The following is a 26940-nucleotide window of genomic DNA, read 5'->3' as shown; positions in this document are numbered from 1 at the left end:
CCCCATCCCCAACCCCCGGCGTGACACTCGCCAAGCCCCGCATCGCCGTGCTGCTCGGCGACCCGAGCGGCATCGGCCCCGAAATGGCCGTGAAGCTGCTGGCGCGCCAGCGCAACCTGGATGCGGCCCGCGTGCTGCTGATCGCCGACCCGGTCGTGCTCGCGGCCGGCGAACGGGTGGCGGGCGCGAAGCTCGATGTGCTGACGGCCGACAGCCTCGACACGCTGCGCTTCGAGGACGGCCGGCCCACCCTGCTCGCGAAGGACTGGATGCAGGGGCAGGAGCCGGTGCTCGGCGAATCGAACGAGCCATCGGGCCGGGCGTCGTTCGAGGCGCTGGAGCTGGCCACCGCCGCCGTGCGGCGCGGCCAGGCCGAGGCGATCCTGTTCGCGCCGCTCAACAAGCATTCGCTGCGCCTGGGCGGCCTGGTGCACGAGGACGAGCTGCGCTACATGCAGGAGCGCTTCGCCGTCACCGGCTTCGTCTGCGAGTTCAACCTCACCGGCTCGCTCTGGACCTCGCGCGTGACCTCGCACATTCCGCTGAAGGACGTGGCGAGCCACATCACCGTGCAGGGCGTGAGCGACGCGGTGAAGATCATCGCCGCCGCGTTGCGCCGCTCGGGCGTGGCGCATCCGCGCATCGCGGTGACGGGGCTCAACCCGCACGCGGGCGACGGCGGCTCGATCGGCATGGAAGAAATCGAAATCATCGCGCCGGCCATCGAGCGCCTGCGCGCCGAAGGCTTCGACGCGCGCGGCCCGTTCTCTCCCGACACGGTGTTCATCGGCGCGCGGCGCGGCGACGTCGACGCAGTGGTGTCGATGTACCACGACCAGGGCCAGATCGCGATGAAGCTCATGGGGTTCGAGCAGGGCGTGACCCTGCACGGCGGCCTGCCGGTGCCGGTGGCCACGTCGGCCAGCGGCAGCGCCTTCGACATCGCGGGCCGGGGCATCGCGCAGATCGAGGGGCTGCAGCAGGCCTTCGACCTGTGCGTGCGCATGGCCAGCGGCGCGCCGGTGCGCATGCCGGCCGGCTGAGGCAAACAAAAAGGGCCGCTTGCGCGGCCCTCGGAAACCATGGCGCCTAACGGCGCCGCTTCAATGTTCAGGCGGCCGGCGGCGCACCGTGGGCGTTGGGCTCCGGCTGCGTCGGCTGCACGTAGAAATAGATCAGCACGAGGTTGATGACCGGGATCAGCATCAGCAGCTGGAGCCAGCCGCTCTTGCCAATGTCGTGCAGGCGGCGCGCGCCCACCGCCAGCGCGGGCAGCAGGAAGGCCAGCGCGGCGATCACGTACACGTATTGGTGGATAAGGCTCGCCACGATGAGAACGACCACCTCGGCAAGCACGAACCACCAGTACTCCGAGCGCGTGGCCCGGCCGGTGAAGTCGGCGTACTTGTTGAAGCAGGTCTTGACCGCTGTTTGAAAATCCATTTATCGGCTCCTCTTGATTGATCCCAGGGAAATTTCCCTGGGCCGATCATATCGGCGCATCTTTCAACCACAAATACAGCCAAAAACAGCCATCTGCTCGCAAACAAACGGCTTATTCAGTGCATTCCTGGCGGTCGATTCAGCCGCCGAGGCGCTTGAGGAGGCCGGCCGTGGATGCGTCGAGGCCGGTGATGTCGCCCGAAGCCAGGCGTGGTTCGATGTCCCTGGCGAGCACCTTGCCCAGCTCCACGCCCCACTGGTCGAAGCTGTTGATGCCCCACAGCGCGCCACTGGTGAACACGCGGTGCTCGTACATCGCGAGGAAGGCGCCCAGCGATTCGGGCGTGAGCTTCTCGAACACGAAGAAGGTGCTCGGCCGGTTGCCCGGGAAGTTCTTGTGGCCGCCCTCGTCGAGCTTGCCGACCATCAGCGCCTGCGCCTGCGCGAGCGCGTTGGCCAGCAGCTTGGGGTGATGGCCTTCGAGGTCGTGCGAGGCGTCGCGCACCGCCAAGAATTCGAGCGGGATCACGTCCGTGCCCTGGTGCAGCATCTGGAAGTAGGCATGCTGGCCGTTGGTGCCCGGCTCGCCCCACAGCACCGGCGAGGTGCCGAATGCCACCGGCTTGCCGTCCGCATCGACCTGCTTGCCGTTGCTTTCCATCTCGAGCTGCTGCAGGTAGGCCGGCAGGCGCTTCAGGGCGCTGTGGTACGGCGCGATGCCGCGGCTGGTGAACTTGTGGAAGTTGCGATACCAGACGTCGAGCAGGCCCAGGCGCACCGGCAGGTTCTGCGCGAGCGGCGCGGTGCGGAAGTGCTCGTCCATGGCATGCGCGCCTGCCAGCAGCCGGCGGAAACCGTCGGCGCCGATGGCCAGCGCAATCGGCAGGCCGATGGCCGACCAGAGCGAATAGCGCCCGCCCACCCAGTCCCAGAAGCCGAAGGTGGTGTCGATGCCGAACTTCTTCGCCGCTTCCACGTTGGTGGTGAGCGCCGCGAAGTGGCCCGCGATGTCGGTGCCGCCCGATTGCTCGTACCAGCGCTTGGCCGACTGCGCGTTGGTCATCGTCTCGGCCGTGGTGAAGGTCTTCGAGGCAATGAGGAAGAGCGTGTGCTCGGGCGCCAGGCCCTTCAGCACGCCCGCCAGTTCATGGCCGTCGACGTTCGACACGAAGTGGAAGCGCTTGCCCGGCGCGGCGAACTCGGCCAGCGCCAGCACAGCCATCTGCGGTCCGAGGTCGGAGCCGCCGATGCCGATGTTCACCACGTCGGTGATCGTGTGGTCGGCGCGCACCTTCTCGGCATAGGCCAGCATCGCGTCGAGCGTGGCGTGCACCTCGCGCAGCTCGTTCGCGGTCTTCGGGCCGGTGGGCGCATCGGCCGGCGCGCGCAGCAGCGTGTGCAGCACGGCGCGGTCTTCGGTGTTGTTGATGTGCTCGCCGGCGAACATGGCGTCGCGGTGCGCCTCGAGGCCGCATTCGCGGGCCAGCGTGAGCAGAAGCTCTTCCGTGCGCGCGTCGATCAGGTTCTTCGACAGGTCGGCGAACACATATGGCGCCTCCTGGCTGAAGCGCTTGAATCGGCCGGCGTCGTCGACGAAGGCGTGGCGCACGTCGAACTGGCGGCCCGCGATATCGAAGGCGGATTGCAGCTGCGCCCAGGCCGGCGCACGGTCGCAGCGAAGTTGCATGGCCATGTCTACTTGCCGCTTTCCTGCATGAGTTTTTCGAGCTTCACCGCGTCGGCCGCGAAGGCGCGGATGCCTTCGGCGAGCTTCTCGGTGGCCATGGCGTCTTCGTTGAGCGCGAAGCGGAAGCCGGCTTCGTCGTAGCTCACCTTGGGCGCGTCGCCCTTGGCCGCGGCCTTGGCGTCGAGCGCGTGTTCGAGCGGCTCGTTGCTGGCGGCCAGCTCGGCCAGCAGCTCGGGGCTGATGGTCAGCAGGTCGCAGCCGGCCAGCGCCTTGATCTGACCGACGTTGCGGAAGCTCGCGCCCATGACTTCGGTCTTGATGCCGTGCTGCTTGTAGTACTCGAAGATCTGGCGCACCGACTTCACGCCGGGGTCGTTCGCGCCGGCGCTGGCGGCCTCGTCCCACTTGGCGCCTGCCGTCTTCTTGTACCAGTCGTAGATGCGGCCCACGAAGGGCGAGATGAGCTGCACGCCGGCCGCACCGCAGGCCACGGCCTGCGCGAACGAGAACAGCAGCGTCAGGTTGGTGCGGATGCCCTTCTGCTCGAGCGCGCGCGCGGCCTCGATGCCTTCCCACGTGGAAGCCACCTTGATGAGCAGGCGCTTCTCGGTGTCGATGCCTTCGGCCTTGTAGAGCGCCACGATGCGCTCGCCGCGCGCGATGGTCGCGGCGGTGTCGAACGACAGGCGGGCGTCGACTTCGGTCGACACGCGGCCCGGAATGATCGAGAGGATTTCGGTGCCGAAGCGCACCAGCAGGCGGTCGATGACCTCGTCGAGCGGCTTGCCCGCGTGTTTCTTCACGGTCTCGTCGAGCAGCGGGCGGTATTCGGGCTTCTGCACGGCCTTGAGGATCAGCGACGGATTGGTGGTCGCGTCCTGCGGCTTGGAAACGCTGAGTTGCTTGAAGTCACCGGTGTCGGCGACGACGGTGGTCCACTGGCGGAGGGCATCGAGTTGGTTCATGAAATCATTATCCTGTGCGGGTTATGACAAGTCCTGCACGCAGTTGCGCGTTGGCCGATGTTTTCATGCGCACCGTAGCACGGGTTTCCGCGCGGCTCCATCAGCCTGATGCCCGTGGGGTTGTCCGCTTCTTCATGGGGCGCGTCCGGCCTCCTCGCCCTACAGCGGCTGTGGTCCGCGACTGACGGCCGGGCGCCCGCCCCACACTTATCCTGAAGCGGATGCTGAACTTTTCCATCCCTTCCAGGAGTGCCCCATGACCCAACGCCCGCGCCCCACGGCGCCCGCCGTCCGACCTTTCGACGACCGCCGCACCAGCCATGCGATCGGCGCCATGGCCACGGCCTTCGTGGTGGGCGGCGTTGCGACCTGGCTGGCGCTGGGGGCGGCGCGCACCGCACGCGCCCAGCCGGCCGGCCCGGCCGACGGCGCTCCGCTGATGCGCGCGCCGCTGCAGGTGGTGGCCCCGGTCGACCTGCAGCGCTATGCCGGCATGTGGCACGAGCAGGCCCGCCTGCCCAATCGCTTCCAGAAACAATGCGCCGGCCCCGTCACCGCCGAATACACGCCGCAGCCCGACGGCACCGTGCAGGTGGTCAACCGCTGCGTTCGGCAGGACGGCAACTTCGACGAGGCCGTCGGCACCGCGCGCGTGGTGCCCGTGGCGGGACAGCCCGGCGCGGGCCGCCTCGAAGTGCGTTTTGCGCCGGCATGGCTCAGCTGGCTGCCGCTGGTGTGGGGCGACTACTGGATCCTGAAGCTCGACCGCGAATACCAGGTCTCGCTCGTCGGCACGCCGGACCGGCAGTACCTCTGGGTGCTGTCGCGCGCGCCGCGGCTCGATGCCGCCGTGCTCGAAGCCGAACTCGACTACGCCCGCAGCCTGGGGTTCGACACCGACAAGGTGGTGCTGACCGGCAGGTAACGCTGCAGCTGCGAAGGCAGCATGGCCGGCGACGTGCAATGGATGGCGTGCCAGCCGAAGGCACGGGCCATTTCCACGTTGGCGGCGGAGTCGTCGATGAACACGGTCTGCTCGGGGTCGAGGCCGTGGCGCATGGCCAGCACCTCGTAGATCTCGCGCTCCGGCTTGAGGAATTTCACGTCGCCCGAGAACACACCGCCGTCGAAGCGCCGCATGAAGGCATGCCGGCGCTCGATGGCCCTGGCGTAGGGCGCGGGCATGTTCGACAGGTAGTACAGCCGCAGCGGCTGGCCGGCTTCGCGGTGTTCCATGAGCTGCTCGAGCATGGCCACCGTGACCGGGATCGGCTCCAGCCGCTCGCCCAGACCCTGCAGCATCGCGTGCAACGGCTCCGGCGGCAGCGCCAGCCGGGCCGACATGCGGGCGATGGCGTCATCCAGCGTGCGGGTGCCGCAGTCGAAGCCTGTCCAGTCGTCGTGATGGAAAAGCGCCCGCCCCATCGCGGCCGCGGCGGCCTCGGTGGGTGCATGGGACGCCAGGTGAGCCTGTACCAGGCGGGCGGGCTCCCATGCGAACAGCACGGCGCCCAGATCGAAAACCACGTTCATGGCGCCATTGTTTCATGCGCCGGGCACCACGCTCACGCCGTGGGCTCCCAGGGACAGCGTTGCCTGGGCGCCGGCCGCCAGCGGCCGTGACAGGTCGGTCGACACCACGAAGACCGGCCCCAGGGTGGTGTCGAAGCCATATTCATAGAAGCTGCCCAGGTAGGCCGACTTGCGCAACGTGGCCGGCAGGCCGTCGGCCGCGCCGTGGGCGCCGATCTGCCACGCCTCGGGCCGCACCGCCACCTTCACCGTGCCGGGCGCCACCGCGTAGCGCGGCTGCAGGCGCAGCGGGCCCAACGCCACGCTGCCGTCGGCCTGCGCCGTGGCGGGAAACACCATCGCCTCGCCCATGAAGCCGGCGACGAACTCGCTCTCGGGCCGGCCGTAGAGCTGCTCGGGCGTGCCGCGCTGGGCGATCACGCCGTGGTCCATGACGATGATCTGGTCGCTCACGGCCAGCGCCTCGCTCTGGTCGTGCGTGACGTAGGCCACCGTGAGCTTCAGCCGCTGCTGCAGCGTGCGGATCTCTTCGCGCATCTCGCGCCGCAGGCGGGCGTCGAGGTTGGACAGCGGCTCGTCGAACAGCAGCACCGCCGGCTCCAGCACCAGCGCGCGCGCCAGGGCCACGCGCTGCTGCTGGCCGCCCGAAAGCTCGCTGGGCAGGCGCTCGTCGAAACCGACAAGGCCCACGCCGCGCAGCGCCTCGCGCGCCCGCGAAGTGGCCTCGTCCTTCTTCACGCCGCTCATGCGCAGGCCGTAGCCCACGTTCTCGATCACGTTCATGTGCGGGAACAGCGCATAGCTCTGGAACATCATGCTGACGTTGCGCTCGGCCGGGCCCAGCGTGGTCACGTCGCGCCCGCCCATGAAGATCGAGCCCGAGGTCGGCGACTCCAGCCCCGCGATCATGCGCAGCGTGGTCGTCTTGCCGCAGCCCGAGGGGCCGAGGATGGTGGTGAGCGTGCCCACGGGCACCTCGAAGCTGATGCCCTTGACGGCCAGCGGCGCGTTCTTGTCGGTGCCGTAGCGCTTGGTGACGTTGCGGAATTCGATGCCGTTGCTCATGTGTTGTTCTCCCGTTTCAATGCACCGGCGCGGCCACCACGGGTGCCGCCCCCGCCTTGCGCCGCCCCAGCTTGCGCTCCCCCACCACCCACTGCACCAGCGCAATCGCCAGCGACATCAGGATCATGAGCACCGTGCAGTAGGCCAGCGCAATGCCGTAGTCGCCGTTGCCGACGCGGCCGATGATGTAGGTGGTGGCCAGTTCGTTCTCGGCCGTGACCAGGAAGATCACCGCGCTCACCGTGGTCATGGCGCGCACGAAGCTGTAGACCAGCGCGGCCACCAGGGCGGGCTTGAGCAGCGGCAGCACCACCTTGAAGAGCGTCTGCGAGGTCGATGCGCGCAGCATCAGCGAGGCTTCGTCGAGCGAGCGGTCGAGCTGCTTGAATGCCGCCGTGCCGGCGCGCACGCCCACCGGCAGATTGCGGAACATGAAGCACAGCACGATGATCAGCCCCGTGCCCGTGAGCTCGAAGGGCGGTACGTTGAAGGCCAGGATGTAGCTCACGCCCAGCACCGTGCCCGGAATCGCGAAGGCCAGCAGCGCGCCGAACTCGAAGAGCCCCTGCCCCTTGAACTCGTTGCGCGCCAGCAGCCAGGCAATGAGCAGGCCCAGCGCGGCGGTGATCGGCGCCGAGATGCCCGCGAGCTTGAGCGTGGTGATCAGCGAGTTCCACGCGGTGCCCGCCCACACCAGGCCGAACTGCCCCCACTCCAGTGCGAAGGCGCTCTTGAAGTGGTTCAGCGTGAAGCTGTAGTCGCGCCCCCAGGTCTGCACGAAGCCGCCCGCGAAGGCGAACAGGTAGACCACCGCGGTGAACGCGATCCACGGCATGGCGATGCAGTAGATGGTGCGGCGCACGCCGTCGGGCAGCGCCATCGCGATGCCGGCGTCGCCCTTGCCGCTCACGGTGGTGTAGTTCTGCTTGCCCAGCAGGCCGCGCTGCAGCGCGAACACGCCGAGCGCGAACAGCGTGAGCACCCAGGCCAGCGAGGCCGCGCGGCCCTGGTCGTACTGCGCGCCGACGATGGCGAAGAAGATGTCGGTCGACAGCACCGAGAACTGCCCGCCCACCACCACCGGGTTGCCGAAGTCGGCAATGCTTTCGATGAAGCCGACCAGGAAGGCATTGGCCAGCCCGGGTTTCAGCAGCGGCAGCGTGATGGTGAAGAAGGTGCGGCGGCGGTCGGCGCGCAGCATCTGCGCCGCCTCTTCCAGGCTGGGCGCGATGCCCTGCACCACGCCGCGCATGATCATGAAGGCGATGGGCGTGAAAGCGAACAGCTGCGCCACCAGCACGCCCGGCATGCCGTAGAACCAGCGCGTGGGCTCGATGCCGAACACGCTCTCCAGCACCTGGTTGACGATGCCGGCGCGGCCGAACAGCAAGATGAGCCCGAGCCCCACCACGAACGGCGGCGTGATGATCGGCAGCAGCGCCAGCACCCGCAGCGCGCCCTGCCCGCGCTTGCTGCCGCGCTCGGCCATCAGCGCCATCAGCGTGCCCAGGAAGGTGGTGCCGGCGGCCGTGAGCAGCGCCAGCACCAGCGTGTTCCAGGCCACGCCGCAGCGCACGCCGCCGCTCAGGCAGCCCAGGCCCCAGATGCGCTCGGTGAACACGCGGGCGACGAAGGCCGTGATCGACCACTGCCCGTCTTCATTGAAGAAGGCGCCCGACAGCGCCTTGCTTACCGGGTAGGCGATGAACAGTGCCATCAGCACGCCGCAGCCGACGACGGCAGCCGCCACGAACAGGTCGCCCTTGAACAGGCCCAGCCGCGCGATGCCGAAGGCCATCAGCAGCACCAGGACCGTGAGCGCCACGAAGCCGCCCGCGCCGATGCCGAACTGGTTGACCGCCAGCTCGCCGAACTGCGCGTTGAGCGCGGCAAAGCTCCAGCCGCGCGCACCGATGGTGAAGCCCGCCACCGCCAGCCCGAGCGCGCCTGTCAGCCCGCCCGCCAGCAGCCAGCGCCCTTGCGCCTTGCCGGCCGGCAGCCATGCGCCCACTGCGCACAGCAGCAGCCCCGCCAGCCCGATGAAGAGCCAGCCGCGCCCCTGCGTGGCCGCCTGCATCAGTCCGTTGGCGCCCTCCGCCTGGCTGAACACCTGCGGAACGGCTTCGTACCAGGTCGAATCCTGGATCGCATACCAGGGCAGCAGCAGGTAGGCCGCCAGGCCCAGCGCGACCCATGCCCAGATCCAGCGCTGCGAACGCCGGGCGGCGGCCAGGGACGCCGGATTGACCGGCGCGCCTTCGATAGCGCGCGCTTCCACTTAGCGGGGCAGCGAATTGACGTCTTTTTCCCAGCGCGCGATCAGGCGGCGGCGCTCGGCGCTGGCGCCGTACTTGGCGTAGTCGTAGTTGATGAACTTGATCTTCTTGAAGTCGGGAATGCGCGGGTCGAGCTTGGCGTTCACGTTGCTCGGCAGCTGGAACTGCTTGTTCGCGGCGCCCAGTTCCTGCGCGGCGGGCGTCAGCGCCCATTCATAGAACTTCTTGGCGGCGTCGAGGTTGCGCGCGCCCTTGATGATGCTCATGGAGCCGATCTCGGCGCCGGTGCCGTCGCTCGGCGTGATGGTCTCGACCGGGAAGCCCTGCATCTTCTCGCCCGGGCCGTCATGCACGAAGCTGATGGAGATGGCGGTCTCGCCGCGCGCCACCGCCTTGATCGGGCCGGTGCCCGAGCGGGTGTACTGGCCCACGTTCTTGTGCAGCGCCTTCAGGTACTCGAATGCCTTGTCCTCGCCCATCATCTGCACCAGCGTGGCGATCATGGTGTAGGCGGTGCCGCTCGACGCGGGGTTGGCCACCTGGATGTCGCCCTTGTATTCGGGCTTGAGCAGGTCGGCCCAGGTCTTGGGCACCGGCAGCTTCTTCTTGGCCAGCAGCTCGGGGTTGTAGCCGAAGCCCAGCGGGCCCGAGTAGATGCCGACAGTCTTGTAGCCAGACTGCTTGGCCTGCTGCTGCGCCCAGGGGTGCAGCTGCGACAGCGTGGGCGACTTGTATTCGAGCGTCAGGCCCTGTTCGGCCGCCTGCAGGTGCGGGTCGCCGGTGCCGCCGAACCAGACGTCGGTCTTGGGGTTGTCCTTCTCGGCGATCAGCTGGGCCAGCGCCTCGCCGGAACCCTTGAGCGCCATGTTGATGCGCACGCCGGTGGTACGCGCGTAGACGGTGGAAATCACGTTGCACCACTCGGCCTGGACCGAGCAGATGACATTGACGGTCTGCGCCGACGCCGCGGCCGACAGACCCAGCAGCGCGGCTGCGGTAAAAAGCTTGCTCTTCATTCGAAATCTCCACCTCGGCATAAAAAAATGGCCTTGCGGCCGTGGTGCAGCGTAGCTTTAGTACAGGTCTCGCGAATCGGTACAAGTACCATCGCGACTGGCATATCGGCCTGCTCGGCACTCAGACAAAGGAAAGTTTTCTCATGAGCTTCGATCTCGTTCTGTTCGGCGGTACTGGCGACCTCGCATGGCGCAAGCTCATGCCCGCGCTGTTCCAGGCATTCCGGCACGGCAGCCTGCCGCAAGACGGGCGAATCATCGGGGTGGCTCGCGACGATCACTCCGACGACCAGTACCGCGAGCTCATCCAGTCGCGCTTCAATGCGGTCGAAGGCGCCAAGCGGCCCTCGCCCGACGAGTTCAAGAAATTCGCGTCGATGCTGCACTACCTGCGCATGGACCTGTCCAAGACGGAAGACTACGCGCGCCTCTCCGAACTGCTCAAGCAGCGCGACGCCGACACGGTGGTGATGTACGTGGCCACCGCGCCCGCGCTCTTCACGCAGGTGGTCGAGCAGATCGCCGCCGCCGGCATGAACGGCCCCAGGACGCGCATCGTGCTGGAAAAGCCGCTGGGCCACGACCTCGCCTCCAACCGCGCCATCAACGCGGCCGTGGGCAAGGTGCTCGAGGAAAAGCAGGTCTTCCGCATCGACCACTACCTGGGCAAGCCCTCGGTTCAGAACCTCTTTGCCATGCGCTTCGGCAATGCGCTGTTCGAGCCCATCTGGCGCCGCGAGCACATCGCCAACATCCAGATCACCATCGCCGAAGACCTGGGCGTGGAAAAGCGCGGCGCCTTCTACGACCAGACCGGCGCGCTGCGCGACATGGTGCAGAACCACGCGCTGCAGCTGCTGTGCGCCATCGGCATGGAGCCGCCGATCAACTCGCACGCCGACGCCATCCGCGACGAAAAGCTCAAGGTTCTGCGCGCGCTGAAGCCCTGGACGCCAGAGAGCCTGAGCCTGCACGCGGTGCGCGGCCAGTACACGGCCGGCACGGCCTACGGCGAGCGGGTGCAGGGCTACCGCGACGAGCCGGGCGTGAACCCCGACAGCCGCACCGAGACCTTCGTGGCGCTGCGCACCGAAATCGCCAACTGGCGCTGGGCCGGCGTGCCGTTCTATATCCGCACCGGCAAGCGACTGGCCTCGCGCGACGCGCGCATCGAGGTCAATTTCAGGCCCACGCCGCACGCCATCTATCGCGCGCCGGCCGGCAACGTGAACAAGTTCGTCATCAACCTGCAGCCCAAGGACGGGCTGGAGCTGCACATGCTCGCGCAGGCCCAGGACAACCGACAGCGCAGCAACGGCAACCAGAGCTCGGCCAACCAGCTGGCGCCGGTGCAGCTGGACCTGGATTTCGACAAGCGCTTCGGCGCCGAGCGCGTGGGCGCCTACGAGCGCCTGCTGCTGGACGTGATCGACGGCCGGCTCAACCTGTTCGTGCGCAGCGACGAGCAGGAAGAAGCCTGGCGCTGGGTCGAGCCGCTGATCGACAGCTGGGAATCGGACGGCGGCCCGCGCCCCTATGCGGCCGGCACCTGGGGCCCGAGCGCGTCGAGCGCGATGATCGCGCGCGACGGCTTCTCCTGGGGCGAGGAGCAGTAAGGCCCCCTCGGGCCCGGGCCGCGCTCAGCCGAACTGCAGGCAACGCATGCTGAGCGTGCCCGACTGGAACCCCTCGTAGACCGTCTTCGCGCGCTCGCCGCTGCCGGCGGCGCCAAGGGCGTAGAGAAACGGGTAGTAGTGGTCGGGCGTGGCCACCGCGGTCGACGCGCCTTCGAGCTTGGCGTAGTCGACCAGCGCGCGGTCGTCGCGGCCGGCCAGCGCGGACTTCACCGCATCGTCGAAAGCCTGCGCCCACGGGCGGCTGGCGCTGGGGCCGTCCGGCGTTCCGCGGTCGGTGGCGCGCAGGTTGTGCACCACGTTGCCGCTGCCCATCATCAGCACGCCCTTGTCGCGCAAGGCCGCCAGATCCCGCCCCACCGCATAGTGGAAGGCCGCCGGCTTGTCGTAGTCGATGCTGAGCTGGAACACGGGCACGTCGGCCTTCGGGTACAGGTGCTTCAGCACCGTCCAGGTGCCGTGGTCCAGGCCCCACTGGTCGGTGCCGATCACCGGCGCCTGCTTCACCGCGCCGACGGTTTCCCGCGCGAGCGCCGGGTGGCCGGGCGCGGGATATTCGACGTCGAACAGCGCCTGCGGGAAGCCGCCGAAGTCATGGATGGTCTTCGGCCGCTCCTGCATGCCGACGCCCGTGGCGCCCCGGCTCAGCCAGTGCGCCGACACGCTGAGGATGGCCGACGGCCGCGGCAGCTCCCGTCCCCAGGCCGACAGGCGCCGCGTGAAGGCGTTGTCGGTGATGGCGTTCATGGGCGAGCCGTGCCCGATGAAGACGACCGGCATGCGCCGCGTGGCCGCGCCGGCGGCCTGCACGCTGCAGGCCAGGGAAGCCAGCACGGCGGTTGCGCCAAGGGCGGTGCCCATGAGGAAGCCGCGGCGGCCCAGTTCGGAGCTTGCAAGAGTGGTCGTGATCGGCATGGCGGCACTCTGCAACAGTTTTCTGCGCAAGGCGGTGCCTTTGCGCACACTTTTTCGAAGATGGGCGGCCGCCGCGCTAGATGCGCCCCTCTTCGACCGCGTGGCAAGCCACCTGCACGCCCTTGATGCCCAGCAGCTTCGGTCGCTCCGCCGAGCAGCGCGCATTGGCATGCGGGCAGCGCGGATGGAAGGCGCAGCCCGTGGGCGGGTTCAGCGGGTTCGGCACCTCGCCCTGCACCGGTGTGCGGGAGCGGCCGGTGTGCTTCATCTGCGGAATGGCGTCCAGCAGCATGCGCGTGTACGGATGCTGTGGCGCCGCAAACAGCTTCTGCTTGTCGGCCACCTCGACCAGCCGGCCCAGGTACATCACGCCGACCTGGTCGGCCACGTGGCGCACCACCGCGAGGTTGTGCGAAATGAAGAGGTAGGTCAGGCCCTGCTCGCGCTGCAGGTCCTTCATGATGTTGAGCACCTGCGCCTGCACGCTCACGTCGAGCGCCGAGGTGGGCTCGTCGCACACCAGGAACTCGGGCTGCGTGGCGAGCGCGCGGGCAATGGAAATGCGCTGGCGCTGGCCGCCCGAGAACTGGTGCGGGTACTTGCTCATGTCCAGCGGCGACAGGCCGACCGACTTCAGCAGTTCGCCCACGCGTTCGCGCAGCGCGGCCTTGTCGCTGATGATGCCGTGCTCGCGCAGCGGCTCGCCGATGATGTCCTCCACGATCCAGCGCGGGTTCAGGCTCGCGTAGGGGTCCTGGAAGATCATCTGGATGCGGCGGCGCAGCTTGCGGCCTTCGGGGGTCTTGAACGCGGCGTGCGCGTCCTGCCCGTCGAACTGCAGGCCGCCGCGCGTGGGCGCATACAGGCCCACCAGCAGGCGTGCCACCGTGCTCTTGCCGCAGCCCGACTCGCCCACCAGCGCCAGCGTCTTGCCGCGCTCTATGGAGAAGCTCACGCCGTCCACCGCATGCAGCAGCACGCGCGGCTTGCGTTCGAGCACGCGGTTGAGCCAGGGCGGCGAAACGTCGAAGGTGCGGGCCAGGTCGTGGGCCACCACCAGCGGTTCGCCTGCCGCGGCGGTTGCGGTTGCAGTTGCGTTGCCGCGGGGTTCGATCACTGCTGCGCTCATCGCGTCACCTCGCTCAGGGGTTCTGCCGCTTCGGGCGTGGCGCGTTCGCCGGCCGCCAGGGCGTCGTGGTGCCGCGCGGCCAGTTCGGACTGGCCGGTGTGCGGGTCGGTGGCGTCGTGCAGCCAGCAGGCGGCGCGGGTGGCGCCGGCGTGCATGAGTTCCGGCCGCTCGGTCAGGCAGCGGGCAAAGGTGCGCGGGCAGCGCGGGTTGTAGGCGCAGCCCGTCGGAATGGCGTTGAGCCGCGGCATGGCGCCGTCGATCTGGTTGAGCCGCTCGCGGTCGCTCGCCATGTCGGGAATCGACGCCATCAGGCCCGACGTGTAGGGATGCGCGGGCTGGTGGATCACCTCGTGCACCGGGCCGATCTCGGCGATGCGGCCGGCATACATCACGGCCACGCGGTCGCAGGTCTCGGCGATCACGCCCATGTCGTGCGTAATCAGCATCACGGCCGCGCCGCGCTCCTTGCAGATGCGCTTGAGCAGCTGAATGATCTGCGCCTGGATCGACACGTCCAGCGCGGTGGTCGGCTCGTCGGCCACGATGAGCTTGGGCTCGGCCGCCAGCGCCAGCGCGATCACCACGCGTTGCCGCATGCCGCCGGAAAACTGGTGCGGGAAGTGGTCGATGCGCTGCTCGGCGGCGGGAATGCCGGTGTCCTGCAGCAGGCCGATGGCACGCTTGCGGGCCTCGGCGTCGGTCACCGGCAGGTGCGCCCGGATGGTCTCGACCAGCTGCCGGCCCACGGTGTAGAGCGGGTTCAGCGAAGTCAGCGGGTCCTGGAAGATCGCGCCGATCTTGCGCCCGCGAATCGGCCTCATCGCATCGAAGCCGAGGTTGTCGATGCGCTGGCCATCGAGGCGGATTTCACCTCCGGCCACGCGGCCCGGCGCTTCGAGCAGGCCGATGATGGCCGCGCCCGTGAGCGACTTGCCGGCGCCCGACTCGCCCACCACGCCGAGGATTTCCCCTGGCGCGATGTCGAAGGAAATCCGGTCGAGCGCGCGCAGCGTGCCTCGGCGGTGCGGAAACTCGACGACGAGGTCTTTGACCTGGAGCAGCGTCATGGTGGCGTTCTCCTTCTTGTCTTCAGCGCAGGCGCGGGTTCAGCGCGTCGCGCAGCCAGTCGCCGAGCAGGTTCACGCTGAGCGCGATGAGCACCAGCATCAGGCCCGGAAACACCGTGATCCACCATTCGCCCGAGAACAGGTACTGGTTGCCGATGCTGATGAGCGTGCCCAGCGACGGCGAAGTCGGCGGCACGCCGACGCCCAGGAACGACAGCGTGGCCTCGGTGATGATGGCGGTGGCCACCTGGATCGTGGCCAGCACCATCACCGGCCCCATCACGTTGGGCAGCACGTGGCGCAGCATGATGCGCAGCGGCGCCACGCCGGTGACGCGCGCGGCCTGCACGTATTCCTTGTTGCGCTCCACCAGCGTGGAGCCGCGAACCGTACGCGCGTACTGCACCCAGCCGGTCAGCGAGATGGAAATGATCAGCACGCCGAAGGCCAGCGACTCCTGCGCGTTGGGAAAGAGCGCGCGGCCGACACCGGCAATGAGCAGTGCCACCAGGATGGGCGGAAACGACAGCATCACGTCGCACACGCGCATGAGGAAGGAATCGAGCCAGCCGCCGAAGAATCCGGCAACCAGGCCCAGCACCACGCCCACCACGACCGACAGCACCACCGACACGAGGCCGACGATCAGCGAGATGCGCGCGCCATAGATGACGGCCGAGAGAATGTCGCGCCCCTGGTCGTCGGTGCCCAGCAGGTACTTGGACGAGCCTTCGGCGCTCCAGGCGGGCGGCAGCCGCGCGTCGCCGAGTTCGAGGGCGGCCAGGTCGAAGGGGTTGTGCGGCGACACCCAGCCGGCGAACACCGCGCAGACCACGCAGACCAGGGCGATGAGCGCGGCGGCAATGGCCACCGGCGATGTGCGAAAGCTGTAGCCGACATCGCTGTCGAGCCAACGGGCAAATGTTTTTTTCATCGTGAAGCAAATCCGCGTAAGGCCGCCGCCGGGCCGCCCCAGGGCGGCCGTGCCACCCCCTTTTTGGGGGGTGGCGAATCACATGCAGCGCAGCGGAGTCAAAAGCCTGAGGGCAGGCATCCTTACGGCTTGATGCTCATCCACTTGAAGTACATGAAGTTGTCGGCCAGCTGCACCAGCTCGACCTTCTTGCTCACGCCCCAGGCCAGCGACTGCTGGTGCAGCGGCAGGTGGCCCACGTCGTCGGCGTGCATCTTGAAGGCCTCCTTGATCAGCTCGTTGCGCTTGGCCTTGTCGGTCTCCGACTGGATCTGCTTGGTCAGCTCGTCCAGCTTGGGATTGCAGTAGGCGCCCAGGTTGAACTGGCCGGTGCCCTTGTCGTCGGGGCAGGAGGTGAGCGAGCTCAGCGCGTTGTGCGCGTCGTAGGTGGTCGGGGTCCAGCCCAGCATGTAGAAGCTGGTGTCGCGGCGCAGCACCTTGGGGAAGTAGGTGCCCTTGGTCTCGGCCACCAGGTTGATCTTGACGCCGATCTTCGCGAGGCTGGACGCCACGCTCTGGCAGATCTGGCCGTCGTTCACGTAGCGGTCGTTCGGGCAGTTCAGCGACACCTCGAAGCCGTTGGGGTAGCCGGCTTCGGTCAGCAGCTTCTTGGCGGCTTCGACGTCATAGGGCAGGCGCTTGTCCTGCTCGGCGGTCCAGCCGTTGATGCCGGGACCGACCAGCAAGGCGGTGGGGCGCGAGGCGCCGCGCATCACGGTGCGCTGGATGCCGGCGATGTCGATGGCCTGGTAGAAGGCCTGGCGGACGCGCTTGTCCTTGAACGGGTTCTTGCCCTTGATGTTCGAGTACTGCAGCTCGTCGCGCTTCTGGTCCATGCCCAGGAAGATGGTGCGCAGCTCGGGGCCGGTGATGACGCGGGCGTTGGGCGCGGCATTGATGCGGGCGATGTCCTGCACCGGCACGGGTTCCATCACGTCGACTTCGCCGGAGACCAGCGCGGCCACGCGGGTGGCGGGGTTGGCGATGGGCGTGAAGATGATCTCCTGCGCGTTGCCGTCGATCTTGCCCCAGTAGGTGCCGTTGCGCGTGAACACGGTGCGCACGTTGGGCTGGCGCTCGCGCACGCGGAACGGGCCGGTGCCGTTGGCCTTGAACGAGGCGGTGTTCTCGATGCCCTTGCGGCGGTCGACCGGCTTGGTGGCCTGGTTTTCCTCGCACCATTTCTTGCTCATGATCATCGTCAGCGAGATCACGTCGGGCAGGATGGGGAACGGGCCGTTGGTCTCGATCTCGACCGCGAGGTCGCCGACCTTGCGCACGGCCTTGATGTCGCTCAGCGTGGCGCGCATGTCGGAGCCGTCGCCCTGGGCGCGCGCGAAGCTGAACACCACGTCGTCGGCGGTGAAAGGCGTGCCGTCATGGAACACCACGCCCTTGCGCAGTTCGAAGCGCCAGACGTTCGGCGAGGTCTGCTTCCAGCTGGTGGCCAGCAGCGGTGCGAGGCTCAGGTCCTTGTTGCGGCCCACGAGGGTTTCATACACGTTGGCGGTGACGCTCAGCTGAAGCGATTCGTTGAGCGAGTGCGGGTCCAGCGATAGCGCGTCCCCCTGGTTCGCGATGCGGATGGTCTGCGCGCCGGCGACCATGCTGACGGCGCTCAGGGCGCACAAAACGGCGGCCGCGGCCACATTCTTCTTGAAACTCATGGGAACACTCCTCGGGTTGGAATCAAACAAATCACGGCGCCGCGGTAGCGGCGGCTTTCCCTGGCTGCGCGCCGCGGGTGGCGGCAAGCGGCATGCCCTGCTCGATCAGGCCCGCGTGCAACGCGGCGCCCAGCGGCAGGATCTCGTCATTGAAGTCGTAGCGGCTGTTGTGCAGGAAGGCGCCGTCGCGCACGTCCTGGCCGATGCGTAGATAGGCGCCCGCCTTCTTCTGCAGCATGAAGGAGAAGTCTTCGGCGCCCATGCTGGGCTCCATGCTGCGGTCGACGTTCTTCGCGCCGACCAGCGACTCGGCCACGTCGGCCGCGAACATGGCCTCGGGCGCGGTGTTGATGGTGGCGGGGTAGATGCGCTCGTACCTGATGGTGGCGGTGGCGCCGAAGCCTGACGCGATGGCCGCGCACAGCTCGTTGAGCCGCTGCTCGACCTGCGCCTGCACCCGCGCGCTGAAGGTGCGCACGGTGCCCACCAGCGTGGCCTCGCCGGGCACCACGCTCATCGCGCCGAGATCGCCGGCCTGCATCGCGCAGATGCTGATGACGGCGGCATCGATCGGGCGCACGTTGCGCGAGACGATGGTCTGGGCCGCGGTGATGATGTGCGCCGCGACCACGACCGGGTCGACGGTCAGGTAGGCATGCGCACCATGGCCGCCTTTGCCCTTGATGTTGATCGTGATGCGGTCGGCCGCGGCCATCATCGCGCCGCGGTTGATGCCGACGGTGCCGGCCGGCATGGCGGGCCAGTTGTGCATCGCGTAGACGGCATTCACGGGGAAGCGGTCGAACAGGCCGTCCTCGATCATCACGCGCGCGCCCGCGAAACCCTCTTCGCCGGGCTGGAAGATCAGCACGGCGGTGCCGTCGAAGTCGCGCGTCTCGGCCAGGTAGCGCGCGGCGCCGACCAGCATGGCGGTGTGGCCGTCGTGGCCGCAGCCGTGCATCAGGCCGTCGCTGGCGGAGCGCCAGCCGAAATCGTTGTCCTCGCGCATGGGCAGCGCGTCCATGTCTGCGCGCAGGCCGATCATCCGGCCGCTGGCCGTCGAGCGCCCGCGGATGACGCCGACCACGCCGGTCTTGCCGATGCCCTCGTGGATCTCGTCCACGCCGCAGGCACGCAGTGCCTCGCGCACGCGCCCGGAGGTGTAGACCTCTTCGAAGCCGAGTTCGGGGTGGGCGTGCAGGTCGCGGCGGAAGGCCGTGATCTCGGGGTAGAAGCTTGCGATGTGCGCGAATGCGCGGCCGGATGCCTTCAGGCGCGGAGCTTCTGTTGTCGCTGCGGTCATGTCAGTGCCCTCCCGCCTTGCCGACGCGCAGCCGCGGATCGACCACGAAGTACAGCAGGTCGACCACGAGGTTGATCACCACGAAGATCAAGGCAATCAGGCACAGGTAGGCGGCCATCACCGGAATGTCGGCGAAGGTCACGGCCTGGATGAACAGCAGGCCCATGCCGGGCCACTGGAACACCGACTCGGTGATGATCGCAAAGGCGATGAGGCCGCCGAGCTGCAGGCCGGTGATGGTCATCACGGGCACCAGCGTGTTCTTGAGCGCATGGCCGAAATGGATCGCGCGGTTCGACAGGCCGCGGGCGCGCGCGAACTTGATGTAGTCGGTGCGCAGCACTTCGAGCATCTCGGCGCGCACCAACCGCATGATGAGCGTGAGCTGGAAGATCGCCAGCGTCACCGCCGGCAGCACGATGTGCTGCCAGCCGTCGACGCTGAAGAGACCGCTGCTCCACCAGCCGAACTTGACGGTCTCGCCGCGCCCGAAGCTCGGGAACCAGCCCAGCGTCACGGCAAAGACGAGGATCAGCAGGATGCCGATCAGGAATGTGGGCAGCGACACGCCGAGCAGCGACACCGTCATGAAGAACTGGCTCAGGAAGGTGCCCCGGCGCAGTGCGGTGTAGACGCCCATCGGAATGCCGATGAACAGCGCCAGCACGGCAGCCACGAGCGCCAGTTCGAGCGTGGCCGGGAAGCGCTCGCCGATCAGGCGCGACACCTTCGCGCCCTGACGCAGGCTCAGCCCGAACTCGCCCTGGGCGGCATTGACCAGGAAGTGCCAGAACTGCACGAAGAAGGGCTGGTCGAGCCCCAATGCGGCGCGCAATTCACGGATCTGGTCGGGCTTCGCGTCCTGCCCCAGGAGGAACACGACGGGATCACCGACATATTGGAACAAGAGGAAGGCGATGAACGCGACCGCGACCATCACGATCACGGCCTGGATCAGGCGGCGCAGTACGAAGGCAATCATTCAGTAAACAAAGTGAACTGGCATGCTAGCAGTGCAAGGTGCGTGCCCGCACGGTGGTTCCCCGAGGATGCGGTCCGTGATTTCCCCAGGGGCAGCATGAAAACCGCAGACGAAAAAAAGCCACTCGACTTTCGCCGAGTGGCTTTTGGCTTTTTCATCCGAAGCTGGCTTGCGCCAGCGTCAAATTAGAAAGCGTGACGGATACCGAAGTCGTAGCCGGTCGAGGTCTTCGGGGTGAAGGTGCCAGCTGCGTTTTGGTAGAAGCCAGGGCCGCCAACCGTCAGGCCAGCGCCGTTCTTGTTGCTGATGCGAGCAACCGTAGCGTACAGAGCCGTGCGCTTCGACAGGTTGTGCACGTAGCCCAGAGCCAGCTTGTTAGCCTTCGGGTCGGCGTTGTTGTTCAGCACGAACGGGTTGTAAGGCTGGTTCGTGTCGTACTTGACTGCCGAGTACGAAGCGCGGATCAGGCCGGCACCGACGGGAACCGTCACGCCGATCAGGTAGCCCTTCAGGTCGATGTCGTTGCGGCCGCCCAGGAAAGGCGTCACTTCGTAGTCGATCTTGTTCTTGGCTTGCGACACTTCACCGAACAGCTTCACGGGACCGAAGTCATACGAAGCGCCCAGGTTCAGGGTGTTGACCTTGGTGGTCGTGCCAGCGTAGTAGTTGTCGCCAACAGTGCTCGAACCGTAGGCCAGAGCCACGTCCAGAGGACCGTTCGCGTAGCCGAAACGGCCACCGACGTAACGACCTTGACGAGCGGCGTTAGCCGTCGTGGGCGTGTAGATGCCGTTGTCGTACTTGGTCTTCTCGCTCATGCCGTACATCACTTGGCCATAGAAGCCGCCGAGGTTCGGGGGCAGGAAGTAGCCAATGGTGTTGCTTGCGCGAACGTAGTTGCTGGTACCGACGTTGGTGAACGCGCCGGTCGAAGCTGCGGGGGTACCGAAGCCGCCGAACGAGGTGTTAGCCGTCGAGATCAGGTTGGTGCCAACGCCGTTGGTGCCGAACGGATCGAACACGGTGTCGTTCCAGAACGTCGGGGTGTAGTCACGACCCAGGCGGATTTCACCGAAACCACCCGACAGGCTCACGGTAGAGCGACGTGCGAACGTAGCGATACCTTGTTGGCCGTCGTCGTTGGAGATCGGGGCTTCGAGCCAGAAGCTGGCTGCCAGGCCACCACCGAGGTCTTCCGTACCACGGAAGCCCAGACGGCTGGAGTTGTAGCCCGAGTTAGCCAGTTGACGGCTGCTGGTCTTGACCGAACCTTGGTTCAGATAGACGGGAATGCCGAAAGCATTGGGGAACACGGTCGGGTTCAGGTCACGTGCCGTGCTCGAATAGCCGCTGATCGACGCGTCGACCACACCAAACAGAGTGACGGACGACTGAGCCGAGGCAACACCGGCGACAGCCAGGGCAGCCAGAGCAACTAGAGATTTTTTCATTGCAAGTTTCTCCAAGGTTAAACATAGGGCTCCGGTGCGAAGGGCTCACCGTGACTGGCACATTTGTGCTCCCACCGGACCCCGGGCCAACCTCCTTTTGGGAAGTTGATGCTATTGCACCAGAGCCGCTGCGGCAGGGCAAAACAAATCTCCCGAAATGTTGGCTGGTCTGCGCGTTTCGTTGCAGTCCTGCAACAAAGGTCTTAGGGCAGCTTCGCTCCACTATATGAAATGCAATGCCCGTTCGATCCGGGGTTTCCCGTGTGCGGTCAAATAGGGGCATGACTGCTTTGTTTGATCCCGTCCTGACCGCGGCGGACGCGGCATTGCGCACCCTGTTTGCCCGTCCCCACGCAACCCGGGCCCTGCCTGCGCCTTCCCAGGCACCGGGCGAAATGAGCGAGACGGAGCGCCGCGAAGCCGGCGCGTTGATGCGCGTGAACCATGTCGGCGAAGTCTGCGCGCAGGCGCTTTACACGGCCCAGGCCGCCGTGGCACGTGATCCCGCCCTGCGCGCGCATTTCATCGAGGCCGCGCATGAGGAAACAGATCACCTGGCCTGGACACGCCAGCGCCTCGATGATCTGGGAGCGAGGCCGTCCCTCCTGAATCCGATCTGGTATGCCGGGGCATTCGGCCTCGGCCTCGTTGCGGGGCGTCTTGGAGACCCATTGAGCCTGGGCTTCGTCGCGGAGACGGAGCGCCAGGTGGAGGCCCACCTGGACAGCCATCTGGACCGGCTTCCGCCCGAGGACAGCGCCTCAAGGGCCGTGGTCGAGCAGATGAAGGCTGACGAAGCACGCCACGCCGCGCAAGCCGTCGACGCTGGCGCCGCGGAGTTGCCCGCCCCGGCCAAGGCGTTGATGCGCATGGCTTCCCGCGTGATGACCACGCTGGCGCACCGCATCTGAGGGCGGCCGCCAGCCTCAGGTCTCGATCAGGTCGAAGCTGGTCGTGATTTCAGCGGTCTTCGCCAACATGATGCTGGCCGAGCAGTAGGTTTCGTGGCTCAGCGCAATCGCACGCTCCACGGCGGAGGCCGGAATGCCCTTGCCGGCCACGGTGAAGTGCATGTGGATCTTGGTGAAGACCTTGGGGTCCTTTTCAGCGCGCTCGCTGGTGAGCTTGACACTGCATCGCTCCACCTGGTGACGCCCGCGCTTGAGGATCAGCACGACGTCATAGGCCGTGCAGCCGCCCGTGCCGGCCAACACGGTTTCCATCGGCCTGGCGGCCAGGTTCTGGCCGCCGTTCTCGGGTTTTGCAGCGTCAGGGGCGCCATCCATCATCAGGACGTGGCCGCTGCCCGTCTCGGCCACGAAGCCCATCGCCGACCTGGTGCCCGAGTCGCCGGTCCAACTTACTGTGCATTCCATGAAATATTGGGTTTCCAGTGAGGGATGTCGGGCAAAAATGCACGCCGACACCCGTTTGTGTGTGGGAAAAGCATCACTCGCTTGTTGCATCGCAACAAACAGCCGATATACTTTATTTCATTGCGCAAACGTATGCGCACCCAGTTGTCTCCTCCACCCTTCCAATTGGTGGATTTAGCCCCGAGCTGCAAAGCTCGGGGCTTTTTTCTTTCCGCGCCCCCCTCGCGCCCTCTGAAGCCACTCTAGTTTTCGCGCCGAAAGGGCAGTTGCTCTGGCTGCCCTGGCTGTCGCCGGTGTTGCCTCTGCCCAGTCGTCCGTCACTCTGTTCGGTGTGGTCGACGCATCTATCAGCAGTTATTCGAGCACCTCGCGTGACCTGAAGCCCACCGTCCTGAACAACAACTTCGGCGCTGCCACCTACACGAACCGGGGCAGCGTCAAGGTCAGCCGTACGGCCCTGGCCAACTCTGGCTACAACACCAGCCGCCTGGGCTTCCGTGGCACGGAAGACCTCGGTGGCGGCCTGGCAGCCAGCTTCTGGCTCGAAGCCCCCGTCTCCAACGACGACGGCGCCACTGGCGTTTCGACCTTCTCGCGTCGCTCTACCGTGAGCCTGTCGGGCGGTTTCGGTGAAATCCGCCTGGGTCGTGACTACACCCCGACCTTCTGGAACGACACCGTGTTCGACCCGTTCGGCACCAACGGCGTGGGCTCCAACCTGATCAACACGGCCAGCGGCTACAACTTGAGCACGGGCGGCGCCAAGGACACCGGCGGCTTCGGCGGCAACCAGAACTACTCTCGCGCCAGCAACTCGATCGGCTACTTCCTGCCGCCGAACCTTGGTGGCTTCTATGGTCAAGTGATGTACGCGTTCCACGAGAACGACAAGTACAGCAGCGGCCGATTCACCCCGGAAGACAGCGCCACCTCGAAGAGCCGCGCAGGCCGTTACATCGGCGGTCGCATCGGCTACGCCAACGGTCCCCTGGACGTGGCAATGGCCTATGGCAACAGCACGGTCGGCGATCAGTTCTACGCCGGCACCACCGACTCGGTGAAGACCTTCAACCTGGGCGCCTCGTACGACTTCGGCCCCGCGAAGCTGTTCGGCGAACTGTCGCGCCTCAAGAACTCGCGCGACTACGCAATCAGGCCGATCACCGGTGCGCGTTCCGACGTCGATCTGACCGGTTACCTGATCGGTGTGACCGTGCCGGTGGGCGCTGGCCTGATCCGCGCGTCGTACTCGGCAGTCAAGTACGACTTCAACCAGCCGTACAACCCATTCGTGCTGAACAACGCCGATCCGAAGGCCAACAAGCTGGCTCTGGGCTACGTGCACAACCTGTCGAAGCGCACCGCTCTGTACGCAACGATCGCTCGCGTCAGCAACAAGAACGGTGCCGCCCTGACCGTTGGCGGCCCTGGCTTCTACAAGGTTACGGATCGCGTGTTCACGCCGAAGACCTCGACGGGCTACGACTTCGGCGTCCGCCACGCTTTCTGATCTTCTCGGTCTGATCCCGATGCTGGCTCCTGCCAGTTCGAGTCAACAGCAAAGCCCCAAGTCGCCCGGTTCACGCCGGGCGGCTTTTTGGCCTTTCTATCCCACTTTTTCAGCTGCCCCGGCTACGCCGGCTTTGCAGCAACCCCACATTCATTTCTCCGCTCAACACCGATGCGTAGAAACGTTCGACCATGTTGACGCTCGTACGCGCATTGCGCGCCAAGGTCAGCATGTCGATCCCCTGCCCGTACAAGAGCCGCAGCGTGATTGCGGTATGGCGCAAACAGTAGAGCGTCCTCGACTGGCCCAACGGCCCTTTCGCGAGACCGGCCTTTTCGAGCACCCAGTGAAAGAAGAAGTTGAGCACCGCCAGCGCATGCTCGCGGTTCTTCAACTGCGGCATGAAGATGTAGTCTTCTGCGCCACCGTAACCATGCTCGCCGCGATAGGCGAGCAAGCATTCGTACACGCGTACCGCGGGACGAAGGCTCACGATGGGCTGGCTGTGCCGCTTGGTCTCCGGCAAGTTCATCCGCAGATACACGTGCTTGCCGCGCACGATCTCGATGTGCTTGTGCTTCATGAGCTTGATGTCGCTCGGACGCACGAAGGTGTTAACCATCCATCGAATCAGCCAGGGCAACTCGTCCGGCATCACAAGCAACTCGCGCGCTATCCAGAAACGTTCGCCGGCAGCAAGTTGATCGAGCACCGGATGCGATTGCCCTCGCAAGCTGCGCGCGGTTTCGATGATCGTCCGGTACTCCGCCACGCTGAAGCTCCCACGCGGCTGGCTGCGCACCTTGACCTTTGGAAAGGCAGGCGCATCGCGAAGCACGCCGATGTGAACGCCGTGCATGACCACCTTGCGCAGCAACACGAGGTACTGGGCAATCGTCGTACTGGTGAAGCCCTGCTCACCCAGGCGATCGATCAAACGTTGCGCGTCCGCAGTTGCAAACGACTGCGCAGGCACATCACCCAACAGCGGAACGATGTGCGCGCGCAATCTGTTGCCCATCACCTGCCATGTGGCACGCCCAATTTCTTTTCGCTGAACGCGCGCGGCCTCCGCTTGCATCAGCCCTTTCGAAAGATCACTGACAGAAATTGATAACAGATTTTGCTCAATCGTAAATTGATTGGCGGTGGTATGAATCGCGGGATAGGTGCGTCCAAAAAATCCCGAATCGTTAGCGGCAGGGGCTTTGTTGAAGAGGTTTATGACATTTGTGTCCATGTCATATCCCGCATGCAATCGCGATGCCTCTTATCATCGACAGTTAACAACTGAAAACTCCCTTGGAAAAAATCGTGCGCAATGCACCTGTTACTCCGGCGCTGACGCCCGCCGACTATCTCAGAAAAATACTCAATGCCCGGGTCTACGACGTTGCCGTCGAGTCCGCGCTCGAGAAGGCGCGTGCGCTCAGCGCGCGACTCGGCAACACAGTGCTGCTCAAGCGCGAAGACCAGCAGCCGGTCTTCAGCTTCAAGCTGCGTGGTGCCTATAACAAGATGGCGCACTTGAGCGCGGCGCAATTGGCGAGCGGCGTGATTTGCGCATCGGCCGGCAATCACGCGCAAGGCGTTGCATTGGGCGCGCGCAAGCTCGGTACGCGCGCCGTCATCGTCATGCCGGTGACGACACCCAAATTGAAGATCGACGCAGTGCGCGGTTTCGGCGGCGAAATCGTCTTGCATGGCGACAGCTATTCAGATGCATATCTGCACGCACTCGAACTGCAGGCTCAACAAAACCTCACCTTCGTTCATCCGTTCGACGACCCCGATGTCATTGCAGGCCAGGGCACGATCGCAATGGAAATCCTGCGCCAGCACCAGGGCCCGCTCGATGCGGTGTTCGTCGCGATCGGCGGCGGCGGATTGATCTCCGGTGTGGCCAACTACATCAAGGCCGTGCGCCCCGAGATCAAGGTGATCGGCGTGCAGATGAACGACTCCGACGCGATGATGCAATCGGTCGCGGCACACCAGCGCGTGAACCTGCCGGACGTCGGCCTGTTTTCGGACGGCACTGCCGTCAAGCTCGTGGGCGAGGAGACCTTCCGCATCGCCAACGAGCTCGTCGACGACTACATCGCCGTGGACACCGACGCCGTGTGCGCAGCCATCAAGGACATCTTCGTCGACACGCGCAGCATCGTCGAGCCCGCCGGAGCGCTGGCCGTGGCCGCGATCAAGGAATACGCGGCGAAGCACGGCCGCCAGGGCGAGACCTACGCGGCGATCCTCTGCGGCGCCAACATGAACTTCGACCGGCTGCGCTTCGTGGCCGAGCGCGCCGAGGTCGGCGAGGAGCGCGAGGCATTGTTCGCCGTCACGATGCCCGAAGAGCGCGGCAGCTTCCGCCGCTTCTGCGAGCTGATCAGCGAAATGCCGGCCAGCGATGCCGAGGGCGGCGGTGCGCCGCGCAACGTGACGGAGTTCAACTACCGCATCAGCGATGCCGCCAAGGCGCATGTGTTCGTCGGCCTCACCACCGCGGCGCGCGGCGAGTCGGCCACCATCGCACGAACCTTCAACGACCACGGCTTCGACTCGCTCGACCTCACGCACGACGAGCTCGCGAAAGAGCATCTGCGGCACCTGGTCGGCGGACGCACGGGCCTCGCGCACGACGAGCGCCTGCTGCGCTTCGTGTTCCCGGAACGGCCGGGCGCGCTGCTCAAGTTCCTGAGTCTGATGCAACCGAACTGGAACATCAGCCTGTTCCATTACCGCAACCAGGGCGCCGACTACGGCCGCATCCTCGTCGGGCTGCAAGTGCCGGCTGGCGAGTCGACGGAGTTCACGGCCTTCCTCGAAACGCTGGGCTATCCCTACGTCGAGGAAACGGCAAACCCCGCATACCGGCTCTTCCTGCAAGCCTGAGCGGAAGACCGAAAAACGAAAGCCGGCGCAAGGCCGGCTCGATTCGTCGTTCG

At 66.4% G+C, this 26940-nt stretch carries 23 protein-coding genes; 6 read left to right on the top strand and 17 right to left on the bottom strand.

Annotated elements, in window-relative coordinates:
* Positions 1-20 precede the first annotated feature (20 nt).
* A complete protein-coding gene (locus AC1RVW_RS12265) occupies positions 21-1043 on the top strand; it encodes a 4-hydroxythreonine-4-phosphate dehydrogenase PdxA (protein ID WP_493200154.1) in 1023 nt (340 codons plus the stop codon).
* A gap of 67 nt (positions 1044-1110) precedes the next feature.
* On the opposite strand, the gene AC1RVW_RS12260 is transcribed toward AC1RVW_RS12265, so the two are convergent.
* The 3 genes from AC1RVW_RS12260 to tal all read right to left on the bottom strand — a co-directional run bounded on the left by AC1RVW_RS12260 (position 1111) and on the right by tal (position 4095).
* Positions 1111-1443 (bottom strand): DUF805 domain-containing protein, encoded by a 333-nt coding sequence (locus AC1RVW_RS12260; RefSeq protein WP_081268493.1) that lies wholly within the window; start codon positions 1441-1443, stop codon positions 1111-1113.
* Positions 1444-1582: 139 nt separating this feature from the next.
* Positions 1583-3136 carry a glucose-6-phosphate isomerase gene (pgi, locus tag AC1RVW_RS12255; protein WP_493200144.1) on the bottom strand — a complete coding sequence of 518 codons (1554 nt, stop codon included), beginning with the start codon at positions 3134-3136 and terminating at the stop codon, positions 1583-1585.
* Between the two features lie 2 nt (positions 3137-3138).
* Positions 3139-4095, bottom strand: a complete 957-nt coding sequence (gene tal, locus AC1RVW_RS12250; protein WP_106935587.1) for a transaldolase — start codon at positions 4093-4095, stop codon at positions 3139-3141.
* Positions 4096-4351: 256 nt separating this feature from the next.
* Between tal and AC1RVW_RS12245 the strand changes: the two genes are divergently transcribed.
* Positions 4352-5020 (top strand): lipocalin family protein, encoded by a 669-nt coding sequence (locus AC1RVW_RS12245; RefSeq protein ID WP_285414940.1) that lies wholly within the window; start codon positions 4352-4354, stop codon positions 5018-5020.
* On the opposite strand, the gene AC1RVW_RS12240 is transcribed toward AC1RVW_RS12245, so the two are convergent.
* From AC1RVW_RS12240 to AC1RVW_RS12225, 4 genes are read right to left on the bottom strand one after another with little or no spacing between them, the layout of a single operon-like run.
* The gene (locus AC1RVW_RS12240) at positions 4966-5628 is read right to left on the bottom strand and encodes an HAD family hydrolase (protein WP_081268497.1); all 663 of its coding nucleotides are present in this window, start codon (positions 5626-5628) and stop codon (positions 4966-4968) included. The genes AC1RVW_RS12245 and AC1RVW_RS12240 overlap by 55 nt on opposite strands.
* 12 nt (positions 5629-5640) lie before the next feature.
* Complete coding sequence (locus AC1RVW_RS12235; RefSeq protein ID WP_409194967.1) at positions 5641-6693, bottom strand: ABC transporter ATP-binding protein; 1053 nt, start codon at positions 6691-6693, stop codon at positions 5641-5643.
* 16 nt (positions 6694-6709) lie between these two features.
* Positions 6710-8971, bottom strand: a complete 2262-nt coding sequence (locus tag AC1RVW_RS12230; RefSeq protein ID WP_493200141.1) for an ABC transporter permease — start codon at positions 8969-8971, stop codon at positions 6710-6712.
* A complete protein-coding gene (locus tag AC1RVW_RS12225; protein ID WP_081268500.1) occupies positions 8972-9985 on the bottom strand; it encodes an ABC transporter substrate-binding protein in 1014 nt (337 codons plus the stop codon).
* 143 nt (positions 9986-10128) lie between these two features.
* On the opposite strand from AC1RVW_RS12225, the gene zwf reads away from it, so the two are divergent.
* On the top strand, positions 10129-11601 hold the full coding sequence (gene zwf, locus AC1RVW_RS12220) for a glucose-6-phosphate dehydrogenase (RefSeq protein WP_081268501.1): 1473 nt from the start codon (positions 10129-10131) through the stop codon (positions 11599-11601).
* Between the two features lie 24 nt (positions 11602-11625).
* Here zwf and ygiD read toward each other — a convergent pair whose 3' ends face one another.
* The 8 genes from ygiD to AC1RVW_RS12180 form a co-directional block, all read right to left on the bottom strand.
* Positions 11626-12534: a 4,5-DOPA-extradiol-dioxygenase gene (ygiD, locus tag AC1RVW_RS12215; protein WP_493200139.1), complete on the bottom strand. Its 909-nt coding sequence runs from the start codon at positions 12532-12534 to the stop codon at positions 11626-11628.
* 76 nt (positions 12535-12610) lie between these two features.
* Positions 12611-13663, bottom strand: a complete 1053-nt coding sequence (locus AC1RVW_RS12210; RefSeq protein ID WP_285414935.1) for an ABC transporter ATP-binding protein — start codon at positions 13661-13663, stop codon at positions 12611-12613.
* Complete coding sequence (locus tag AC1RVW_RS12205; protein ID WP_493200137.1) at positions 13660-14730, bottom strand: ABC transporter ATP-binding protein; 1071 nt, start codon at positions 14728-14730, stop codon at positions 13660-13662. The genes AC1RVW_RS12210 and AC1RVW_RS12205 overlap by 4 nt, the downstream gene beginning before the upstream one ends.
* A 22-nt stretch (positions 14731-14752) precedes the next feature.
* Complete coding sequence (locus AC1RVW_RS12200; protein ID WP_081268504.1) at positions 14753-15664, bottom strand: ABC transporter permease; 912 nt, start codon at positions 15662-15664, stop codon at positions 14753-14755.
* A gap of 122 nt (positions 15665-15786) precedes the next feature.
* Positions 15787-17370: an ABC transporter substrate-binding protein gene (locus AC1RVW_RS12195; RefSeq protein ID WP_106935592.1), complete on the bottom strand. Its 1584-nt coding sequence runs from the start codon at positions 17368-17370 to the stop codon at positions 15787-15789.
* 31 nt (positions 17371-17401) lie between these two features.
* Positions 17402-18673, bottom strand: coding sequence for a M20 aminoacylase family protein (locus AC1RVW_RS12190; protein WP_493200135.1), 1272 nt, complete (start codon positions 18671-18673; stop codon positions 17402-17404).
* A gap of 1 nt (position 18674) precedes the next feature.
* Positions 18675-19655 carry an ABC transporter permease gene (locus tag AC1RVW_RS12185; protein WP_081268507.1) on the bottom strand — a complete coding sequence of 327 codons (981 nt, stop codon included), beginning with the start codon at positions 19653-19655 and terminating at the stop codon, positions 18675-18677.
* Between the two features lie 185 nt (positions 19656-19840).
* Positions 19841-21106, bottom strand: a complete 1266-nt coding sequence (locus AC1RVW_RS12180; protein WP_493200133.1) for a porin — start codon at positions 21104-21106, stop codon at positions 19841-19843.
* Positions 21107-21387: 281 nt separating this feature from the next.
* Here AC1RVW_RS12180 and coq7 point away from each other — a divergent pair, with 281 nt between their 5' ends.
* Positions 21388-22017, top strand: coding sequence for a 2-polyprenyl-3-methyl-6-methoxy-1,4-benzoquinone monooxygenase (gene coq7 / locus AC1RVW_RS12175; protein ID WP_493200131.1), 630 nt, complete (start codon positions 21388-21390; stop codon positions 22015-22017).
* Positions 22018-22032: 15 nt separating this feature from the next.
* Here the strand turns inward: coq7 and AC1RVW_RS12170 are convergent, their stop codons facing one another.
* Positions 22033-22482: an OsmC family protein gene (locus tag AC1RVW_RS12170; protein WP_081268510.1), complete on the bottom strand. Its 450-nt coding sequence runs from the start codon at positions 22480-22482 to the stop codon at positions 22033-22035.
* 271 nt (positions 22483-22753) lie between these two features.
* Here AC1RVW_RS12170 and AC1RVW_RS12165 point away from each other — a divergent pair, with 271 nt between their 5' ends.
* Complete coding sequence (locus AC1RVW_RS12165; RefSeq protein WP_493200152.1) at positions 22754-23992, top strand: porin; 1239 nt, start codon at positions 22754-22756, stop codon at positions 23990-23992.
* Between the two features lie 109 nt (positions 23993-24101).
* Here AC1RVW_RS12165 and AC1RVW_RS12160 read toward each other — a convergent pair whose 3' ends face one another.
* A complete protein-coding gene (locus AC1RVW_RS12160; protein WP_493200129.1) occupies positions 24102-25232 on the bottom strand; it encodes a site-specific integrase in 1131 nt (376 codons plus the stop codon).
* 50 nt (positions 25233-25282) lie between these two features.
* Here AC1RVW_RS12160 and ilvA point away from each other — a divergent pair, with 50 nt between their 5' ends.
* On the top strand, positions 25283-26887 hold the full coding sequence (gene ilvA, locus AC1RVW_RS12155; protein ID WP_493200150.1) for a threonine ammonia-lyase, biosynthetic: 1605 nt from the start codon (positions 25283-25285) through the stop codon (positions 26885-26887).
* The last annotated feature ends 53 nt before the right edge of the window (positions 26888-26940 follow it).

This window comes from Variovorax sp. MPBD4-3 (assembly GCF_058809745.1).
The sequence above is the reverse complement of the archived record's forward strand: the minus strand, read 5'-3'. Positions and strand labels throughout refer to the sequence as shown.

What these genes read in the sequence shown, in the direction of transcription:
- AC1RVW_RS12260 (WP_081268493.1), bottom strand. Translation starts at nt 1,443, where the DNA reads ATGGATTTTCAAACAGCGGTCAAGACCTGCTTCAACAAGTACGCCGAC.
- pgi (WP_493200144.1), bottom strand. Translation starts at nt 3,136, where the DNA reads ATGGCCATGCAACTTCGCTGCGACCGTGCGCCGGCCTGGGCGCAGCTG.
- tal (WP_106935587.1), bottom strand. Translation starts at nt 4,095, where the DNA reads ATGAACCAACTCGATGCCCTCCGCCAGTGGACCACCGTCGTCGCCGAC.
- AC1RVW_RS12245 (WP_285414940.1), top strand. Translation starts at nt 4,352, where the DNA reads ATGACCCAACGCCCGCGCCCCACGGCGCCCGCCGTCCGACCTTTCGAC.
- AC1RVW_RS12240 (WP_081268497.1), bottom strand. Translation starts at nt 5,628, where the DNA reads ATGAACGTGGTTTTCGATCTGGGCGCCGTGCTGTTCGCATGGGAGCCC.
- AC1RVW_RS12235 (WP_409194967.1), bottom strand. Translation starts at nt 6,693, where the DNA reads ATGAGCAACGGCATCGAATTCCGCAACGTCACCAAGCGCTACGGCACC.
- AC1RVW_RS12225 (WP_081268500.1), bottom strand. Translation starts at nt 9,985, where the DNA reads ATGAAGAGCAAGCTTTTTACCGCAGCCGCGCTGCTGGGTCTGTCGGCC.
- zwf (WP_081268501.1), top strand. Translation starts at nt 10,129, where the DNA reads ATGAGCTTCGATCTCGTTCTGTTCGGCGGTACTGGCGACCTCGCATGG.
- ygiD (WP_493200139.1), bottom strand. Translation starts at nt 12,534, where the DNA reads ATGCCGATCACGACCACTCTTGCAAGCTCCGAACTGGGCCGCCGCGGC.
- AC1RVW_RS12210 (WP_285414935.1), bottom strand. Translation starts at nt 13,663, where the DNA reads ATGAGCGCAGCAGTGATCGAACCCCGCGGCAACGCAACTGCAACCGCA.
- AC1RVW_RS12205 (WP_493200137.1), bottom strand. Translation starts at nt 14,730, where the DNA reads ATGACGCTGCTCCAGGTCAAAGACCTCGTCGTCGAGTTTCCGCACCGC.
- AC1RVW_RS12200 (WP_081268504.1), bottom strand. Translation starts at nt 15,664, where the DNA reads ATGAAAAAAACATTTGCCCGTTGGCTCGACAGCGATGTCGGCTACAGC.
- AC1RVW_RS12195 (WP_106935592.1), bottom strand. Translation starts at nt 17,370, where the DNA reads ATGAGTTTCAAGAAGAATGTGGCCGCGGCCGCCGTTTTGTGCGCCCTG.
- AC1RVW_RS12190 (WP_493200135.1), bottom strand. Translation starts at nt 18,673, where the DNA reads ATGACCGCAGCGACAACAGAAGCTCCGCGCCTGAAGGCATCCGGCCGC.
- AC1RVW_RS12185 (WP_081268507.1), bottom strand. Translation starts at nt 19,655, where the DNA reads ATGATTGCCTTCGTACTGCGCCGCCTGATCCAGGCCGTGATCGTGATG.
- AC1RVW_RS12180 (WP_493200133.1), bottom strand. Translation starts at nt 21,106, where the DNA reads ATGAAAAAATCTCTAGTTGCTCTGGCTGCCCTGGCTGTCGCCGGTGTT.
- coq7 (WP_493200131.1), top strand. Translation starts at nt 21,388, where the DNA reads ATGACTGCTTTGTTTGATCCCGTCCTGACCGCGGCGGACGCGGCATTG.
- AC1RVW_RS12170 (WP_081268510.1), bottom strand. Translation starts at nt 22,482, where the DNA reads ATGGAATGCACAGTAAGTTGGACCGGCGACTCGGGCACCAGGTCGGCG.
- AC1RVW_RS12160 (WP_493200129.1), bottom strand. Translation starts at nt 25,232, where the DNA reads ATGGACACAAATGTCATAAACCTCTTCAACAAAGCCCCTGCCGCTAAC.